Source organism: Calothrix sp. NIES-3974, assembly GCF_002368395.1.
Taxonomy (GTDB): domain Bacteria; phylum Cyanobacteriota; class Cyanobacteriia; order Cyanobacteriales; family Nostocaceae; genus NIES-3974.
Window position 1 is genome coordinate 1,248,238 of the sequence record NZ_AP018254.1, and the last position, 19,116, is coordinate 1,267,353.

The window sequence follows — 19,116 nt, forward strand, 5'->3', positions numbered from 1 at the left end:
AAAGACGGATGGCTGCGATAATCAAAAAGTTGTTGCGCAAATTCTGACCACAATGATGACAGATACAGCCCTTCCCCCCGTCATTCACAAGATGTTACAAGCTGACTTCTATCCCCATCCGGTGGAGGAACCGATTCAGTTAGTACAAACCCATTGTTCCTATGTACTGTTAACTGGGGAGTTTGTTTATAAAGTCAAAAAACCGGTGGATTTCGGCTTTTTGAATTATTCAACTTTGGCAAAAAGAAAGTTTTATTGTTACGAAGAATTACGACTAAATCAACGGGGTGCAGCCGAGCTATATTTAGAAGTGGTGGCGATTACCACCAGCAACGGTGATTATGTGTTGGGTGGTGAGGGAGAAGCTGTCGAATATGCATTAAAAATGCGTCAGTTTCCAGCCGATGGTTTGTTGAGTACAAGGTTTGAAAATGGTACGATTACAGCGGGGGAGATAGAAGAACTAGGTCGGGTTGTTGCCAATTACCATCGCCATACCGAAACCAACGATTATATTCGCAGTTTCGGGACAGTGGAAAAGGTGCGGGAATCGATTGATCAAAACTACGAGCAAACGGAAGTTTATATTGGTAAAGCCCAAACCCTGAGCCAATTTGAACAAACCAAAGCCTATACAGATAATTTTTTTGCCACCAAAGTCGAGCTATTTAACCAACGTTGTGCAAATAACTTCATTCGTGAGTGTCACGGAGATTTGCACATGGGAAATATCTGCTGTTGGCAAGGGCAAATTTTGTTATTTGATTGTATAGAATTTAATGAACCGTTTCGGTTTGTGGATGTGATGTACGATGTTGCCTTTGCGGTGATGGATTTACAAGCTCGACACCGACCGGATTTGGCCAATATCTTTTTAAATACCTATTTGGAGCAAACTGGTGATTGGGAAGGGTTGCAGGTATTGCCACTGTATTTGAGTCGTCAAGCCTATGTGCGGGCTAAGGTAACATCTTTTTTACTAGATGACTCCGCAATTTCCCCAGCAGCCAAACAACAAGCAGCCGCAACAGCAGCAGCCTATTACCGTCAAGCTTGGGAATATACCCAAACCCACCAGGGGAAAATTTTCCTGATGTCGGGGGTATCAGGTTCCGGGAAAAGCACTACAGCTAAGTATATTTCCCAACATTCAGGGGCGATTTTAATTCGTTCCGATGCGGTGCGTAAGCATTTAGCGGGAATTGGGTTATTAGAACGGGGTGGAGAGGAAATTTATACACCAGAAATGACCGCTAAAACCTATGGTCGGTTATCAGAACTAGGAATTTTGTTAGCCCAGCAAGGTTGGACAGTGATTCTAGATGCCAAATTCGACCGGGTGGAATTACGGCAAAATGTGCTGAAACCAGCCATAAATGCCCAAATTCCCGTGCAAATCATTGAATGTGTTGCACCGGAAAGCGTCCTCAGAAGTCGTTTAGAAGCGCGTACTGGTGATATTGCCGATGCCACAGCAGACCTGTTAACATCCCAGTTAGCAGCAGCCGAGCCATTTACAGAGGAAGAGAAAAACTATGTCAAGACTTTAGATACCACTTCTGCGATCGCACCACAATTGTTAGATTGGGGATTCTAGATTTGAGATTTTGGATTATGCTTACGGATATGTGCAGCATCATCGTAATATTTTCATATTTTTCATCCGTATCCCTATAGACGTTGAATTAACGGGTTGATTTTCCCACCACCCCTACTCCCTGAAAGTGAGGGACTTGTGAGAAAGAAATCCAGGTTATGGGTCTACGGATTTTGGATTATTTAGTCACCTTTCCTCTTACTGTTATTAATTAACCGAATCAACCTCTAGACTTATGGCTTCAGACAATAAAAACGGAAATAACCTGTGGAAAGTACCACCAAATTTTTCGGTGCAGTTGATTTTTGGTATCTTCTTGACCTTGATTTTGCTGATGATGGGGCAAAAATTAGAGGTCAGTTTATTTTTGGGGATATTAGCTGGTTTTACTATTGGCTGGATTACCGAAGCCAATAAAACTGGTCCCAACCAACCGGAAAATGTTGCATCTTCAGACGGTGTAGAAGCTGGTTTAAAGTACTGGTTATTCTTCCTGGTGGGATTTACTATTTTAGGCTATCAAGCTCCCATGAGCATCCTCCTAGGGGGATTAGGAGGATTAGGTGGTGGATTAATTATCGCTTGGTGGGGAAGCAAAGAAAGCAGTCAAACTGATTTACCCAAGGAATTAATTGAATCCGATCAGACCTTCCCCTCCTCCACCATTGCTCAACGTCGATTCCGTCGTCCCATTCAGCGATCGCGTCGTCCTCGTTATCAAGGTTTTAATCGATTAAAATTCTGGGAATAAATGTTCCTCTATCTTTCCAAATTACTCCCCCTATTTATCTACCCCCTTGGCTTAAGTTCGATGCTGCTGGTGGTAGGATTGACTACAGTCTGGAAACGTCCTCGCATCGCTGCCATTTGTATGGCTTTAGCTCTGGGGACTTTACTCATTAGTAGTAATGCCTTCGTTGCCAATTATTTGGTGCGATCGCTTGAAAGTCAACATATCCCCGTCGGTGAATTACCAACCGCAGACGCAATCGTCGTCCTCGGTGGTGCAACCCGTACACCCTCCCCTCCCCGTCCCAGTGTTGACCTGAGTGAAGCAGGCGATCGCGTCATTTATGCAGCCCAATTGTATCGCCAAAAAAAAGCACCTATAATCGTTCTCAGTGGTGGTAGGGTGGAATGGTCAGGTAGTGGGAATGCGGAAGCGGAAGACATGGCTACTATTTTGACTTCAATAGGCATTCCCCGCAGTGCTTTGATTTTGGAACCCAATTCCCTCAATACCTACGAAAATGCGAAATTTGTCAAACCCATCCTGGAAAGGAAAAACCTTAAAAAGGTGCTATTAATTACTTCCGCCACCCATATGCCCCGCTCTCTCCTAATTTTCCAACGTCAAGGAATGGATGTCATCCCTGCACCTACTGATTTCCTCGTCAGCGACAGCGAACTAACAGAAATGACTGCTACCCCTAAAGCTGCCATATTAAGTTTGTTACCGGATGCTAAATATATTCACATGTTTACCAACGCCATGAAAGAATATATCGGTATGGTTATCTATCGTCTGCGAGGATGGATTTAATATTCTGTCTCCTGTATTCTACATTCCCCTGAAAAACCATGTCCCGTGATATGCGCAACGTAAAACCTCCGACCCATGGCACTTTCATCTGCACTACCATCGCTTTAGTTTTCGGTGTGTCATCTGCCTATTTAGGTGGACAACTCAGCACCCATCTCCATAACCAAAAATGTACTACCAAAGGTTGGGGATGGCAACAATTATGCCATATTACCACAACTCCCGCAGCCATGTGGCAAGGTAGTACGACGGGTTTATGGACGGGAATCATTTTCGGTGCGTTCCTGGGGGGTATTGTTTGCCGACGACGCTGATAGGATTTTGGATTTTGGATTTGACAATGCTTGACTCGTCTACTCAATTCAATTTTGGATTTTGGATTACCCTTCGGTCGATCCGCTAGCCTAAAGGCATGGCTTTCGCCAACGCGTCTATGGATTTTGGATTTGACAATGCTTGATTCGTCTACTCAATTCAATTTTGGATTTTGGATTTGGGATTTGAAAACCCTTGATTCATTTACTCCGTATTTGCGGTGGTAGAGGTGAGACTGCTCAAGGATTGCCAGGAATTAGTCCGGGTGTCAAAACAATTCCAAATCGCCTGTTTTTCATCCCAATAACAAAACAGCGATCGCCCTCCAGCACTAAAGTCATCTGTCAAATAGTATACAACTCCCCGAAATGGATAGGTCTTGCGACTTAAACGTTTAGCCACAGCCTGATTCGGACATTCGACGACAAACACCAATTGGCCATCAACATATCCTAGGGAAAAGTAACACATCCGCAAAATCGCCCGCAGCCAACTTTCCGAACTTCCGAAATATCCATCGATAATTTTGTTCGTCAGGGCTTTTTCTAATTTGCGGTCTTCATTGTCGGGAAAGTCACGGTTGGGCATAGCACCACCTATCGCGATACCATTGGTTTCGAGGATAAACCATAAGCAACAACAGTGACAAGTGCATAGGTATAAATACTACTTGCTGTTATTACCACTTACTCTTTGATGGTAACTTAACATGGTGGAATCTTGCCTTGTCTTGCTTGTAAATCGGGAGTAGGGAGTGGGGAGTAGAGACGACCCACCGGGTCGTCTCCAGGGGAGTGGGGAGTAGCCATCATGTCGGTTTAAATATTTAGTCAACAAGAAAGACTGTGGACTAAAGTCCACCAAGTCGTTTTTCCTCCTAGGGCTAAAAGCTACGCTTGTTTCTAAACTCCCGAAAGGGTTTTTATGAAAGTGGTTTTTGCCTACTCCCTTTCGAGTTAAGAATCAACCAGGAGGCCATGCAAAAGCTCGTCCACCAAGAAGATGAATGTGGAGATGATAGACTGTTTGACCGCCATCATTACCAGTATTAATCACAACTCGATATCCATTGGTAAGTTGTTCTTGTTCGGCAATTTTTCTCACGGTTTGTAACAAATGTCCTAATAATTGGGTGTCATCTGCTTGAGCGTCAGCAAGTTTAGGGATAGGTTTTTTGGGGATGACCAGGATATGGGTGGGTGCTTGGGGGTTAACATCACGAAATGCCAAGGTTTGGTCGTCCTCATAGACGATATCTGCGGGTATTTCTCGACGAATGATTTTGCCAAAAATAGTATCTTGGTTGGTCATGGGTTGATTAGGGAATACAGGATACAGGATATAGGATACAGGAGATCAACCCAGAAATGCCGGGTGAAGGCTTGCTGAAAAATAGTTAGTTCGACTTATATCGTCAATTGCTGAGGCTATTTTGCCTGAAAAAACAGCAAATACATGGGTATATCAAACTTCAAAACCTTGCATTTGTAATTTTTTGGGTCTGTAAAAAATGGAAGGGAAAGCTTAAAACTTTAAAACTATTTCCTACCCCTTCTCCAGACCCTACTTAAATAAACGTAAAGCTACTAACTTTACAAAAAATTTACATGTGCAAACTCAACAAAAACTCTTACGACGATTTGATAAATATTTGTTAAGAATAGTGACAGATATGTCAACAAAAGGATGTCCCTTTTATGGTAAATGGAGTTGAGTGTCAGCCACCCCATCAGGTTGTGATTGTTGGGGGTGGGTTTGGTGGGTTGTATGCAGCAAAGGCATTAGGTAAAGTCAAGAATGTTAGTGTCACCCTGATTGATAAGCGTAATTTTCACTTGTTTCAACCTTTGTTGTATCAAGTAGCGACGGGAACGGTTTCACCTGCAGATATATCTTCTCCTTTGCGGTCGGTTTTGAGTGAAAGTCAAAATACACGGGTGTTGTTAGGAGAGGTGAGTGATATTGATCCGGATGGTCAAAAGGTATTTATGGGGGAAGAGGTAATTGCCTACGATACCTTAATTTTGGCCACAGGAGCGAAGCATTCCTATTTTGGTAAGGATGAGTGGGAAAAATCTGCACCGGGTTTAAAGACGGTTGAGGATGCGATCGCCATGCGAAGACAAATTTTTTCTGCCTTTGAAGCAGCAGAAAAGGAGACTGATCCAGCAAAGCGTCAAGCTTTATTAACTTTTGTGATTGTGGGTGGGGGACCAACCGGAGTCGAATTAGCAGGTGCGATCGCAGAAATTGCCTACCAGACGATGAGGAAGGATTTTCGGAATATTGATACTGGGGAAACACAGGTTTTATTATTGGAAGGCTTGGATCGGGTATTACCACCCTTTGCACCCCAGTTATCCCAGGAAGCGGAAGCAGCATTAACAAAATTAGGTGTCACAGTCCGGACAAATACCTTGGTGACAAATATTGACAATGATATCGTCACAATAAAATCTGGGGAAGAAACGGAAACCATCCATGCCAAAACGGTATTATGGGCAGCAGGGGTGAAAGCTTCTCCTTTAGGAAAAATTATTTGCGAACGCACCCCAGCAGAATGCGATCGCGCAGGACGGGTGGTTGTGGAAGCAGATTTAAGTATTCCTGGCTATCCCAATTTGTTTGTCATTGGAGATTTAGCCCATTATGCCCATCAAACAGGGAAACCGTTACCAGGTGTTGCACCCGTAGCGATGCAGGAAGGGCAATTTGTGGCATCCTTAATAAAGGCGAAATTGAATCATAAACCTTTACCCCAGTTTAAATATCGGGATTATGGTAGTTTAGCTGTGATTGGTCAACATGCAGCAGTGGTGGATTTAGGCTTTGCGAAACTAACGGGTGCTGTTGCTTGGTTATTTTGGTTATTCGTCCATATCTATTTCCTGATAGGATTTGAGAATAAACTAGTTGTGATGCTGCAATGGTTGTGGAACTACTTCACCCGTAGACGGGGAGCAAGATTGATTACGGGAATGGATGTAGGGGTGAAAAATCCTGTGAATCAATCAGTGGAATATTATCAACCAGTAGATAATCGCACTCCGTTAAATGTTTGAAAATTGGTAATTTAGCCATCAGTTAACGGTTAACTGTTAACCGTTGACCGTTGACTGGAAAAATTATTCGATTTGGGATTTGGGATTTTAAATTTTGGATTTTTGTTTACAGAGTATCCAGTCTCCGAAATCAAAGCATCCCATGTCGAGCGAGTATTGCCTTCGTTTTTAACCGACTTAGTTCAACAATAGCTTGAATTGTATCCCATTGATCCCGGTCTAAACTCAACTTTGTCACCGCAGATTCTATTTTTTCTCCTGAACGCACGTAGTAGTCGAGTTCTGCTCTTTGACTTTGGTCAAGGACCTCAATTATATCGCGGTTACGGCGTTGACGAACTGCTTGTATCTCTTGATGTGCTAGGGGAGTTAATCGATCTTGATTGCTGTGAACAAGGTTATCGATTGGTTGTGTGAACGCGATCGCTTTGGCTGATGGAAATTCTATAATTGGCGAAAAAAATGCGATCGCAAACACAAAAAAAACTACCATCAGCATGTTTTGGAGATTTCTATTCATAAGTAAGTTTAGTCACTTTGATTTTTATTTACTCGCTTGATGCAGAGGGAGTGGGGAGAGATGCGATATGTCGCGTTTGTCGGGCAAGTATATATGAACTACTTTGTTATTTGATTGTGTCTAAGCGACATGAGTACTCGCTAAAATTATCCTTAACTTTGCTCGCGTACAACTGTTAACTATCAACCGTTAGCCATCAATAGTCAATCAACTAGTTAGGGTTTGCTAGAAAATAAAACTCTTATTTTCTCAGCTTTTAAGGCTATTTTAGTCACCAAAAGTGCTTTCCAAATAGGCGTACAGGAGCGACAAACACCTTGCATCTGTAATTTTTGAGAGTCGATAAAAAGTGGAATCCGCAGGGTTAAAACTATTCCCTACTCCCTGTTCCCTAACCTCACGCAAAGACTTTTTCCGCAGACCTTAGTTATGCAATATATGCTGAGTTTCAGCTTCATTCGTGAAACAGACTTGATTGCCATCGATCATGATTTTTTGAGAAAAACAATAGTGTCATCATCACAACCAATAAAAAAACTCCCTTGTATCCGACAACAAGAGAGCTTGGTATGGTGTGAGGAGCAAACTGCATGTTTGCTTATAGTCAATTATACTGATTTTGTATGAAGCATGTATGACAAAGCTGTGAAAATGTGATGAAATTTCCGGTGATTTACCGTTGAACACTGCGAGGGTCAAGGGCATCACGTAAACCATCCCCCAGAATATTAAATGCCAGTACTGTGGCAATAATTAAAATTGCTGGTGGCCAAATTAACCAAGGTTGCAAAACCAAAATTGATGCATTACTCGCGAGGGATAACATATTTCCCCAGGAAGGATCGGGTTGTTGAATTCCCAAACCAATCAAACTTAAAACCGCTTCTGCTTCAATAAATCCGGGAATGGAGAGGGTCGCAGCAATGATAATATAGGTTGCCGTTTGCGGTAAAACATGGCGGAGAATAATGTAAAAAGAATTACCACCCATTGCTCGCGCTGCTTGGATGTATTCCCGTTCCTTAATTGACAAGACCTGTCCGCGAATTACCCTAGCCAATCCAGCCCAGCGAATCAGGGAGGTAATAACAATAATCAGGAGGAAACGCTGGGCGCTGGTTAAATTTGCCGGCAAAACGGCTGCCAAGGCGATTAATAAGTAAATACTGGGAATTGTCATAATCACTTCCACCAGACGCATAATAATGCTATCTGTCCAACCAGCAAAATAACCGGAGATACCGCCAATAAACAGACCAATGGGGAAAGAAATCGCCACACCGACAATACCGATAAACAAACTAATCCGTGCCCCATGTAGTAAACGGCTAAATTGGTCACGACCCTGGTCATCCGTACCCAGAAGATTAATTTTCCCCTCTCCATCGGCACCAAATAAATGTAGAGTCATGGGGATGCCGGAAAATACTTCCACCTCCTCCCATTTTGGTGGTAAAGGTAAACTAAGGCGAAACAAATTATACTGGGGTCCAGAGGTAAACAAACGAATCGGCGAGGGTTTCGTTTTGTCCACAATCATCTGGCGATCGCCCGTTTCTAAATCTGTTTTACCTTGGGTGGTAGGATAAACAAAGGGGGTGGTTAACTGTCCCGATTCGTTAAACCAATGTATTTGTGTTGGAGGTAACAACGAACCATTGACCTGGGAAACATAGGGGTCATAGGGGGCAACAAAATCAGCTGCGATCGCGGTTAAATAAAAAATCAGCAGAATCATCGCCCCTAATTTGGCCAATGGGTTTTTTTTGAATCGTTGCCACCAAGTCATAATGCACCGATATTTACAAGTTTGTGAGTATGTTGATTGTGATTAATGCCCAATCATACATCACACCCTCGGTAAATGGGAAACTGTTGATTAATATTGATTTGGGTAGAGACGACCCGACGGGTCGTCTCTACGTCGTCGGGTCGTCCATCCCTACATTGTCAAAGATTGGGCATTCGTTTCGATTAATTTTGCCAAATCCTGTAAAAAGGCAGCCGCATGAGCGCCATAGATAATACGGTGGTCGCAAGTAATATTTACCTGCATTTGTTGCTTCACACCGAACATCCCATCGCTAGTAGCAACCACCTGGGGACGGGATGCACCAATCGCTAAAATAGAGCCTTGACCGGGTGGTAAAATTGCATCAAAGGTATCCACACCGAACATACCTAAATTCGACACAGTAAACGTTCCCGTGGAATACTCATCCGGTTGCAGTTGTTTTGCTCTCGCTCTTTCCACTAAAGACTTCCATTCCCGCGATAGGCTATAAATATCGATTTGATCGGCATTTTTCAACACCGGGGTGATTAACCCACCATCATCCATTGCCACTGCGACAGCAATATTAATGGCAGACGGATACACAATACCTTGGTCAGAATAACTTGCATTCAATAGGGGGTGTTTTTGTAAAGTTACCGCCACCGCTTTCGCAATCAAAGCGGTCATGGTGACACCCTTAGATTTGAGTTGTTTATATAGTTTATCCAAACCATCGGTGGTGATGGTGTAACCCACTCGGAACACGGGGACATTTAAACTGGCATTCATTCCCCGAATCACGGCATTTTGTAGGGTTGTAAATGGGGTGGTGGTTCCGGGAGTAACAGCTACGGGTGTGGGAGCAGGTGTAGCTTTCGGCACACTGGGAGTGACAGGTACAACCGGAGTCGTTCCAGTTGTCGGTGTACTTACCTTTCCGACTGCGGCTTCCACATCTTCCGCCACAATTCTGCCATAGGGACCACTACCAATCAAACTGTTTAAATCAACCTTTAACTCCTTGGCTAATTTACGAGCGCGGGGAGAAGCCACAGTCCGACCACTACGCTGACTTGCACCATTGACAGAAGTTGAGACAGATGCGGATACAGGTTCAGGTGTCACCTCCTGACTGGATGCAGGTACTGAGGTCGAAGTTGTACTTGCCAAACTTTGAGCTTGAGCGATCGCATTTTCAATTTCCGCTTCCGTCTCCGCTAAGAGAGCGATCGCTGCACCGACAGGAGCCATCTCACCCGCAGGCACTATAATATGAGCCAAATACCCCTCATAGAAGGATTCCACATCCATATCGGCCTTATCAGACTCCACAACCACCACTGTTTCGCCCTTTTCCACCTTATCCCCTGGTGATTTGAGCCACTGGACAATTTTCCCCTCCGTCATGGTGGAACTCAGTGCAGGCATGAATACTTCGTTAATGCTCATAATTGGCGGTTTATTGAATCGATAATTTGATGGACTACGGCAGAGTGATGCCAAATCGAATTGTAGCTTGCTTTTGCTAACGGGAGGAACTATTTTACGCCCAAAATGTCTATGAGTTTGTATTGCCCATGACGACTGGGACAATAAGGATCTATACTCAGTGTGTGTGTGAGGAAAAGTATCTGAAAGTCTTGGCTTAAGACTGAATATTGATCACTAGGAGATTGTTTTCAACAGGACTTTGCTGACTCCATTTATGTTGTGTTAGGACACAGAAAGGAGCATCAGCAACTTCGGAAAATCGCGATATGGCTTTACCCCTGAGCTTTGCGTTTACCCAGTATAGGGAAGCGATCGCAAAACCCGATTTCTACTTCATCAGTGGTAAGTCCCAGTAGTCCGTCAACCTAATTGTAGTGAATATCTTGTATTTAACCCGTCGAAGGATGGTCAAGCAACCAGCATTCGACCCAGGACGGAAACTAAGCTTGTCAAAGTGCAAACTCAAGTTCTGTCAACCTTTGAGGCTTTAATCATGATATATTCACCGTTTTCATACTGACAGACATAATCCACATTTCTGGTAAGTGACTAAAAAAGCTGAGTAAATCCAGGATGAGAGGATTGAGAACATCTAGTCGAAAAATTCAATCTTAATTGCCCATAACCATTCATAAACGTCCTTTCCAACGTTTTTTATTATGTCGGCAAAGTTCAAATTACTTTTCTGTTTAATACTCACCACCTTGGCTACGGTGGGAACCGCAATTTATATTTGGCAACGTGAACAATCCACTTCCGTAGCTACTAAACACCCTAATCAAAACCAATTTTTTACAGTTAGCAATCCCCGTACCAACCTAACTGTTGAAGCAGAAAGGAAAAAGTATAAAATCATCCCCATAGACGAAATTGATGCTGTTCGCCAAGGAACAGACCCTAAGGCATTAGCCCTAGATGTGTTTGATGAGATTGAAGCCAGAAAAGGCCAGCGCCAAATCGAAGTTGATTACCCAGAACCAGACCTAGCCCTAGTTACGATTACCCAGACTCAAAAAGTTGATAAACTACAAAAAGCGATTAAATATCGAGTTGAAATGACAAGTTTTGGGCGAACCCTACTGGTAAATTCGCCCCCAATGTGGCAAATTATCTGGGCTGGTTCCCAACGCCAATGTACCCATATATACGCTAACCACCGTACCGAAGTCAAACCCTGTAATTAACTTTACTTTACCTACTATTTCCAAACCCAGTGCCAATCAGTCCCCTATGTCGCAATACAGTTCATTTAGACTTAAAAGCCTGATTATCGGGTAGGTTGGGTTGAAGAATCTAGAGGCAGTAGCCCTCGTGGAATGCCTCCCCACGCGGAGCATAGGGACGAGATAACCCTGTAATTAACTTTTCCTTGCCTACTATTTCCAAACCCAGTGCCAATCATTCCCCTATGTCGTTTGGATAAAGCCAAACACGAAAATGGTTCTTACTACTGTTCCCTATTTAACCTGAGTTCGGGTTTCATCGTTAGAGGATGTTCGTCAAGTGTCAATAAATACCTGATTAACCACTTCTTGAAGACAGAAAACAGGCACAAAAGGTATATCTTGTTTTGATGAACAGACGCGACATATTGCGTCTCCCTACTCCCTTCTCCCCACTTCCAAAAACTGACAAGCAGGAGAAAAATCAAGTAACTTTTAACACCACCAAAGTCATATCATCAGTGTTATTTTTATCCGAACCAATAAATTGACGCACCTTTTCAAACAAATATTCGACAATATCCTGGGGGTCATCATAGATCGGACATGATTCGCAAAAAGCCTTAATTAAGTTTTCTTCATCAAACCGATGACTACCATCAGCAGAAGCCGCATCCGTTAAACCATCGGTATAGTACATCACCACATCACCCGATTCTAACTGTACCTGTGCGTCTTCATATTGACTGTTAGCATCTAGACCAATCAACATTCCCAAAGTGTCTAATCTCGTCACTGTCTGTGTTGCTGCGTGCCACCAAAGGGGAGGATTATGAGCTGCATTACTAAAAGACAAAATCCTCGTTTTCGGGTCATACTCAGAATAAAAAAGGGTAATAAACCGATTGGAATTTTCCAGATCGGCATACATAACTCGATTTAAGTTTTGTAAAATTCGCCGTGGCTGATGGCCATGTAACACCTCTCCCCGTAACATCCCTCGCATCATAGTCATAATTAAACCAGCAGGGACACCCTTACCCATGACATCACCAATTACCAAACCCCACGGGTCATTTGCACCAGCAGCGTTGTCTTTGGCGTGAGGCTGAATTTGATTGTGGTTAGTGGGAATAAAATCGTAATAATCGCCGCCAACCCGATTAGCTGGTTTACAGGTAGCAGCAATACGAATACCCGGAATAGTCGGACATTGGCGAGGCAATAAGCGACGTTGAATTTCCGCCCCAATCTCCAATTCTTGATCGAGACGTTCCTTTTTACGTAGTTCTACCCCCAGTTCATCGTTTTCAATCGCAACGGCTGTTTGGTCTGCCACTAGGCGAACTAATTTTTGTCGGGTTTCTGTCCAGGTATATTCTGGGTCACGACTGAGGACGTATAACCAACCTCTTTCATTATGTTTAACTAGTATGGCAGTCCCAAAAATTTGCATTCCTGGACCGAGGTGATGGTGCATATACTCATCCAAAATACTTGTAGTCACAGTTGTGGTCGAGGGTGTGATGGTGGGTATTTGGGTGATTTGGTTGGTTGCCGTCTCTAAAGCTTTACGAATATTCTTGCGCTGGCGACTGTCTTGCCAATGTAACTGTTCCAGGCGTACCTGTCCATTGGATTTGTAGAGAAAAAGGGCACTTCCGTCTGCATCTGTCACTCGTGTTGCCATTAAAGGAATGAGTTCCAAAAATTGATTTAGGTTGTTGAAACTCCTTAAAGCAAAACCCAAAGAACTGAGCAAATCTTGGATTTTGTTCTGTTCACGGTGCAGACGTGCCACAAGCTCTTTGAGTGCAACAACTGGGGTGACATCGGCTGTTGTTGCACCATGATTTGTGTCTGTTGGTCGGGAAGGTGGTTGAGGCACAGAATTATTTGTTCAGTTTCAATATGCAGATTTTGGTTTCAGTCAACTAAATGCGGTTAAATATTGCTAGACCATATTCGAGCAAAAGATGTGATTTTTGCAAGGGTATAAAGACGTAACCCGAAAAATTTACAAGTATTTCATTTTTCCGTTCCTATTCTTAATAATTAATTGAACCAGCTTGTAAAGATTGTACTGGGCAAAACCCAAACAAGTTGTGGAAAGTTTGTGCTTTAGAGTCAAGTTTAAAGCCACTTTCTGCAAGCTCCAAAATTATTTGACCTTATCCTCCCCCAAGTATTTTCCACTAGCAATAGGTATGAATGAATATAAAACGTATTTGCAAAAATTGCTATATGTTGCTGGAGTAACTCAATTTTATTTGGATATGAAACAAATCCTATTTTTCATTGACTTGATAAATTAAATGATTTCTGGGACAGCAATTGCGACCTGCATCCTCACCCAGATATTCCTACCTCTCCTTCTTATTTATGCTTAATGGTACAGGATAAAAACAAACATTGATATTGGTAAAACATACACTAGGTGTTCCCTGAATGCAATCAAATTTTATTCGCCTTAAAAAGAAAAACATCAAATCCAGACGAAAACTTAGAATTAGGGTATTTGTAACCGTGTCTGGCTTGTAAATAGAGTGAGTAGTCCGTGATGGGATTAGGGAGTAGCCCATAGGTAATTCTGACACCAGAAGTAATATGAAGTAATATAAAGTGTTTTTTCCTCATCCCTTTCAACTCAGGGAGTGGAAATAATGAGTAGTTTTCTTGTTGGGCGGTGTCCAAATGACATGGGGACTGACTCGGAAATAGGGAGTAGCCGACATGTAATGTTGACATCAGAAGATGTGAAAGTGGTTTTTCCCTACTCCCTAGTACAGACGCGATATATTGCGTCTCTCCCTACTCCCTGAAAGTTTTTGGTTGCCCCCAAATCGGTTTCTAGCCATTTAGTAGGGCTTCAACGAATTCATAGCTAGAAAAGGGGCGTAAATCTTCGATGCCTTCGCCAGCGCCAATAAAGCGAATCGGTAATCCTAATTGTTTGACTACGGCCAAAGCTACACCTCCTTTTGCGGTGCTATCGAGTTTCGTGAGGACAACACCACTTAATTGGGCTGCTTGGGAAAATACCTCTGCTTGTCGCAGACCATTTTGTCCCAGGGTGGCATCTAAAACCAATAGGGATTCGATTTTGGCATCGGGTGCTTTCTTATCGATGATGCGGCGGATTTTACTGAGTTCTTCCATCAAATTCTTTTTGTTTTGTAGTCGTCCGGCGGTATCAACTAATAAAAGCTCAGTTTGACGGGATTGGGCAGCTGCGATCGCATCGAAAACAACGGCGGCTGGGTCAGTGTTTTTGCCAGGGTTGGCAATTACTTCAACTCCGCTACGACTTCCCCAGACTTTAACTTGTTCCACCGCAGCTGCTCGGAAGGTATCGGCTGCACCAATCAAGCATCTATAACCGGATTTTTGGGCTAGGTGGGCAAGTTTACCAATAGTTGTGGTTTTTCCAGCCCCATTCACTCCGGTCATCAACCAAATATTTAAACAATCCTTATCGGGGGCAAATACGGGTTTTGCTGATTTTTGTAAAGGCGCATCTAACATCCCTCGGAGAATTTCTTTCAAATAGGCGATCGCGGCATCGGGAGGAAGGGCTTCTTCCCGCAGACGATTTTGTAAGGTTTCAATAATATATTCAGTTGCGTCAATTCCCACATCAGCCTGTAGTAGTAAAGCTTCAATTTCCCCGACAGCTGCTTGGTTGAGGGGTCCTTGACCAACAATGGCTTTGAGTTGGTTAACAACGCTACGACGGGTTTTATCTAGTCCCTGACGTAATTTTTTCAACCAGGTAATTTCATCGAGGGAAATATCTTCCGCTTTTCGCCCCTGGGCTGCTAAAACCTCCGCCGACCAAATAAATCCCTCATCAAAACTTAATTCTTCTGATTCTGCGGTGGATGCACTGTCTTGATCTTGAGCAGCACCTGGAGTCGCGATCGCATTTTCTGATGGGCTGGCAATAGGCGATTCGTCGGAGATAGCTGTCGCCATCAAACGTTCCTGTTTTGCTTCCCTTTCCGCCGCCGCCCGTTCTAAAAATGAGGGTGTTGGTTTTGTTGCTGGCTCTGCTACATCCGTATTCAGGGTAGTGCTTGTATTTTCAGGTGTACCCAGATTCTCTGTATCCAGGGAACTATCTTTATCAAGATCAACTTTTTCTCCATCTATCACCCCATCGACGGATACATCTTCCCTAACTGTTTCTGAGGCAATATCTGCCCCAGTTGTAGTGCCAGTTACCTCCGGAGGTTGTTCAACTTCCACGACTTCTTTCCGCAAATCATCGCCATCTGCCTTCACCTCCCCAACCTCTGAGGCTGTATCAGTAGATGTTTCCGGATTTGTCACCGCTTGCTTTTGTTGAATGTTTTTATACGCAGCTTTGGCAAAAGCTAACATATCACTGGCAACATCAGGCGCTGAATTAGCTGAAGATTCATTACTTTCTGACGTTTCCGCTGGCTCAGATACCGATGTATCCGTTTCCTGCTTATCAGGGGTTTGTGTTTGTAGAGTAGGGTCGTCATGCTGACGACGGAACCAATTAAAAACCATTACACCTAGATATATCGTTTACTAACTTGGAATACAAAGGGAGTAGGGAGTGGGGAGTAGAGAAGACCCGCTGGGTCGTCTCCAGGGGAGTGGGGAAGAATTGATAAACGGTGGGTCGTCTCCAGGGGAGTGGGGAAAGATACAGATGGAGGATTCCGGAGGTATAGCTAAGGGTTTTTCGTATTTGGTGGTGTCAAAGTAAAGGTGCTGGTTGCATTTTTTTGCAGGTATGTTATTGAGCAAACAGATTTCAATACTGATGGAAAATTAGGCGTTGCTGAATACACATATGAATTGAAGATTTGACGTTGTATAGAGACGTAGCATCCCTACGTCTCTAGGACGATTGTGGTTTCAATACAAAATGTAAATAATCATAATTCATACCCAAATTCAGTAACACCCAAAATTAAATATATATTGTCCACAGCATTAGCTTCGTTATACTGCGTAAACACGTAGCCTACATTTCTCACAAGGGAGTGATAAGCCTTGAGTCATGGGTTAATTTTTCTACTACTCCCTACTCCCCGCTCCCTACTCACTGAAAGCTTTAGGAGTTTGTGAGAAATCCGGGGTAGTATGTCCACAGGACTTGGAAGGTTGGCGAAGCTTTCTCAAGGAGTAGCAATTCACTTAGGATTTCAGCGTTTCGGAATGTCAAATTAATTTTGCACTACTACTTATCTACGGGGTCAATCCAAAATCCATAGATCGGTAGGGGCTAATTTTCTCCAAGTAGCTAGTTTCCCCCGTAATTCCTACCTGCCTTTTTTAGAACTTTGCAAAATAATTACTGATCAAGTGGAACAGGCATCTTGCCTGTATTTGGCTTTACAACCCGCACCACCTATTTTTACATAAATCCAAAATCTAAAATCCTGCGGTTTCCCATTCCTGAAAAATTAATTTACAACTAAACAGCCTTTTTCTGCTCAGTAACGCGTCGTAATACACCGTTAATAAACCTGTGTCCCTCTTCCTCGCTATAACGTTTAGCTAATTCTACCGCTTCATTGATGGCAATGCGGTCAGGAACATTGAGAAAGTCCATTTCTGCCACGGCAATGCGCAAAATATCCCGATCAATTTGCGCTAAACGTGTTACTTGCCAATCTACTAGGGCAGAACCAATCGCTGCATCGATGGCGTTTTGATTGGCGCTGACTGTTTGGACAATCTCTAGAGCATACTTTGCCACTTCTCGGTCTTGGTTGGCAAGTTGGATCAGTTCCGGGAATTCAACTGCTGCTCCTAATTGATTAATTGCCGTTTGCGTAAACGAAATAGCTTCCTTGAGCATCGTTCTAGCCGTATTTAGATCCGATGCACGGGTTTCGCTACTTAACACCCTGTCATGACTGCGTTGTAGTTCCGCAGAGGCGCTGTTCAGGGTTTCTTGAACTTCTGATGTCAAGGTGCGAACTGCGGCTAAAACCAACTTGGGAAGTTGTTGCTCGGTCAGTTTTTTGGGGTTGGCTGGTAATTGACTGAGACTTAGCAGGGCCAATTCGCGGGCTATTTGACGGGGTATACGCGGTTGCATAATGTTAGGGCAGAATTAATTTATAGATGTCGGCAAAATCGCACTTAACTTAAGTATCAACTTGCCTTTTTTGTCGTCGCTAAACCCCGACGACGGTTGAGCAAGTCTAAGCATGTACGAAGGCAGACAACTTATAATAATTCGATTGGTGCTAGTTTGGGTTGATTTACCTGTTGATTATTTTAAATTTAACTGTCTTCGAGTTACATTACCTGTCTTTTGGATTCCAGGGATGGGATTTCAATTTTACGTTCTTTTGCTAAAGAGATGGGTGGAAGTACGGTATTTGGGGCAACGATACCACCGGAGATGACGATTTTGAAAGCTTCTTCAATCGAGATGGAAAGATTAATCACTTCATCTTCCGGAACCACCGCATACCAACCTGTTGTCGGATTGGGAGTTGAGGGTACAAATATACTCAACATTGGTCGTGACATCTGTGCCTGAATATCAGCACTAATTACACCAGTCACAAAGGCGATCGCCCAAATTCCCCGACGTGGATATTCGACTAAAATCACTCGCCGAAATTTACCATTGGTATCCTTGAGCAGGGTTTCTAATAGTTGTTTGAGGGTTTTATATACTTGTCCAGCCAAGGGAATGGCTTGGAGTAGACGTTCTCCCAATTCTAATAACCATCTACCAGCAATGTTACGGGCCATTAACCCAATTGTCAAAATACTGACTAAAGGTACAGCAAATCCAACTGTTAAATTCAGTAAGTTAACTAATACTGGATTCAGCCCTTCAAAGGGATTGAGTTGTTTGGGAATCCGCGTCAAAAAGTCAATCACCCAATTGGCAATGGTGATTGTAAGCCAGATTGTTGTCGCTAAGGGAATCACTACCAACAATCCAGCGATTAAATCATTTTTTAAATCCTGCTTCCAACGTTCGATTCCCAACCCCCGATTCTCCTTATTTTGGTTAGTGGAATTTCTCAGATTGATTTTCATGTCAACCGATTTGATTAACTCACATAAGTTGCCAGTCTAAAAACAGTAATATCAGCACAGCTTAAATCCAAATGGTCACTTACACCTCAACTCAATGTTTGATTTTGGATTTTGGAAATTTCCCCCATTCTTCAAATTGTTTTTTCTCTCAAGATGAGCATATTTCCTTCATTCTCAAACCTCCAAATCATGGAAATTCGACTTATCTAGTAGCCTACCAAGGAAACGAAAGTGGTGCGAGTGGGAGAATTAAGGGTATTTTCCCCCCGCTCCCCTTGCTGACCTTGACCTGACTTTTTTGATGTGGTCGAGTACTAGGTTTACCCCGTATCAATTCAATATCAACAGGTTCTATGGAGGTTGAATTTTGGCTCAAAAATGCTTGTTGCAGCATCACTTGCCAAAATCAATCCACGACTACCTGATGTATTTTCATGTTACTTTCATTACACTCATTGTGTGAATGAATGTTGCAAATTGTGGGATTTTTGTGAACACAATGAGAAACTGAACCTGGAATCAGGATAATCAATTTCTCTCTAAATTAGCATTCTGACATGCTTTTCACCATATTGGGTCGGGAGGTAGCCACCCTGAGAAC

At 43.1% G+C, this 19,116-nt stretch carries 15 protein-coding genes; 6 read left to right on the forward strand and 9 right to left on the reverse strand.

The annotated features are described in order from the left end of the window. The first annotated feature begins 55 nt into the window (after window positions 1-55). From CDC37_RS04830 to CDC37_RS04845, 4 genes are all read left to right on the forward strand, one after another. Entirely contained in the window at window positions 56-1,597 is a 1,542-nt protein-coding gene (locus CDC37_RS04830) for a bifunctional aminoglycoside phosphotransferase/ATP-binding protein (protein WP_096620731.1), read from the forward strand. 235 nt (window positions 1,598-1,832) lie between these two features. Then, window positions 1,833-2,348, forward strand: a complete 516-nt coding sequence (locus tag CDC37_RS04835) for a hypothetical protein (RefSeq protein WP_096620732.1) — start codon at window positions 1,833-1,835, stop codon at window positions 2,346-2,348. Beyond that, window positions 2,349-3,140, forward strand: coding sequence for a YdcF family protein (locus tag CDC37_RS04840; protein WP_096620733.1), 792 nt, complete (start codon window positions 2,349-2,351; stop codon window positions 3,138-3,140). 38 nt (window positions 3,141-3,178) lie between these two features. Next, on the forward strand, window positions 3,179-3,454 hold the full coding sequence (locus CDC37_RS04845) for a hypothetical protein (RefSeq protein ID WP_231943221.1): 276 nt from the start codon (window positions 3,179-3,181) through the stop codon (window positions 3,452-3,454). A 205-nt stretch (window positions 3,455-3,659) separates the two neighbouring features. Here CDC37_RS04845 and CDC37_RS04850 read toward each other — a convergent pair whose 3' ends face one another. Beyond that, window positions 3,660-4,043 (reverse strand): hypothetical protein, encoded by a 384-nt coding sequence (locus tag CDC37_RS04850; RefSeq protein WP_096620734.1) that lies wholly within the window; start codon window positions 4,041-4,043, stop codon window positions 3,660-3,662. 375 nt (window positions 4,044-4,418) lie between these two features. Then, window positions 4,419-4,766 (reverse strand): histidine triad nucleotide-binding protein, encoded by a 348-nt coding sequence (locus tag CDC37_RS04855; RefSeq protein WP_096620735.1) that lies wholly within the window; start codon window positions 4,764-4,766, stop codon window positions 4,419-4,421. Between the two features lie 386 nt (window positions 4,767-5,152). Between CDC37_RS04855 and CDC37_RS04860 the strand changes: the two genes are divergently transcribed. Then, window positions 5,153-6,517 (forward strand): NAD(P)/FAD-dependent oxidoreductase, encoded by a 1,365-nt coding sequence (locus CDC37_RS04860; protein ID WP_096620736.1) that lies wholly within the window; start codon window positions 5,153-5,155, stop codon window positions 6,515-6,517. 130 nt (window positions 6,518-6,647) lie between these two features. Here CDC37_RS04860 and CDC37_RS04865 read toward each other — a convergent pair whose 3' ends face one another. From CDC37_RS04865 to CDC37_RS04875, 3 genes are all read right to left on the reverse strand, one after another. After that, on the reverse strand, window positions 6,648-7,037 hold the full coding sequence (locus CDC37_RS04865; RefSeq protein WP_157780652.1) for a hypothetical protein: 390 nt from the start codon (window positions 7,035-7,037) through the stop codon (window positions 6,648-6,650). Window positions 7,038-7,710: 673 nt separating this feature from the next. Beyond that, window positions 7,711-8,826 carry an ABC transporter permease gene (locus CDC37_RS04870; protein WP_096620738.1) on the reverse strand — a complete coding sequence of 372 codons (1,116 nt, stop codon included), beginning with the start codon at window positions 8,824-8,826 and terminating at the stop codon, window positions 7,711-7,713. 153 nt (window positions 8,827-8,979) lie between these two features. Beyond that, window positions 8,980-10,263 (reverse strand): dihydrolipoamide acetyltransferase family protein, encoded by a 1,284-nt coding sequence (locus CDC37_RS04875; RefSeq protein WP_096620739.1) that lies wholly within the window; start codon window positions 10,261-10,263, stop codon window positions 8,980-8,982. A 701-nt stretch (window positions 10,264-10,964) separates the two neighbouring features. Between CDC37_RS04875 and CDC37_RS04880 the strand changes: the two genes are divergently transcribed. After that, window positions 10,965-11,489, forward strand: coding sequence for a hypothetical protein (locus CDC37_RS04880; RefSeq protein WP_157780653.1), 525 nt, complete (start codon window positions 10,965-10,967; stop codon window positions 11,487-11,489). Between the two features lie 463 nt (window positions 11,490-11,952). Here the strand turns inward: CDC37_RS04880 and CDC37_RS04885 are convergent, their stop codons facing one another. From CDC37_RS04885 to CDC37_RS04900, 4 genes are all read right to left on the reverse strand, one after another. Beyond that, window positions 11,953-13,356: a PP2C family protein-serine/threonine phosphatase gene (locus CDC37_RS04885; RefSeq protein ID WP_096620741.1), complete on the reverse strand. Its 1,404-nt coding sequence runs from the start codon at window positions 13,354-13,356 to the stop codon at window positions 11,953-11,955. A gap of 962 nt (window positions 13,357-14,318) precedes the next feature. Then, entirely contained in the window at window positions 14,319-16,007 is a 1,689-nt protein-coding gene (gene ftsY, locus CDC37_RS04890) for a signal recognition particle-docking protein FtsY (protein ID WP_096620742.1), read from the reverse strand. 916 nt (window positions 16,008-16,923) lie between these two features. Next, a complete protein-coding gene (gene nusB / locus CDC37_RS04895) occupies window positions 16,924-17,553 on the reverse strand; it encodes a transcription antitermination factor NusB (RefSeq protein ID WP_096620743.1) in 630 nt (209 codons plus the stop codon). 203 nt (window positions 17,554-17,756) lie between these two features. Further along, window positions 17,757-18,515, reverse strand: coding sequence for a DUF502 domain-containing protein (locus CDC37_RS04900; protein WP_096620744.1), 759 nt, complete (start codon window positions 18,513-18,515; stop codon window positions 17,757-17,759). Between the last annotated feature and the right edge of the window lie 601 nt (window positions 18,516-19,116).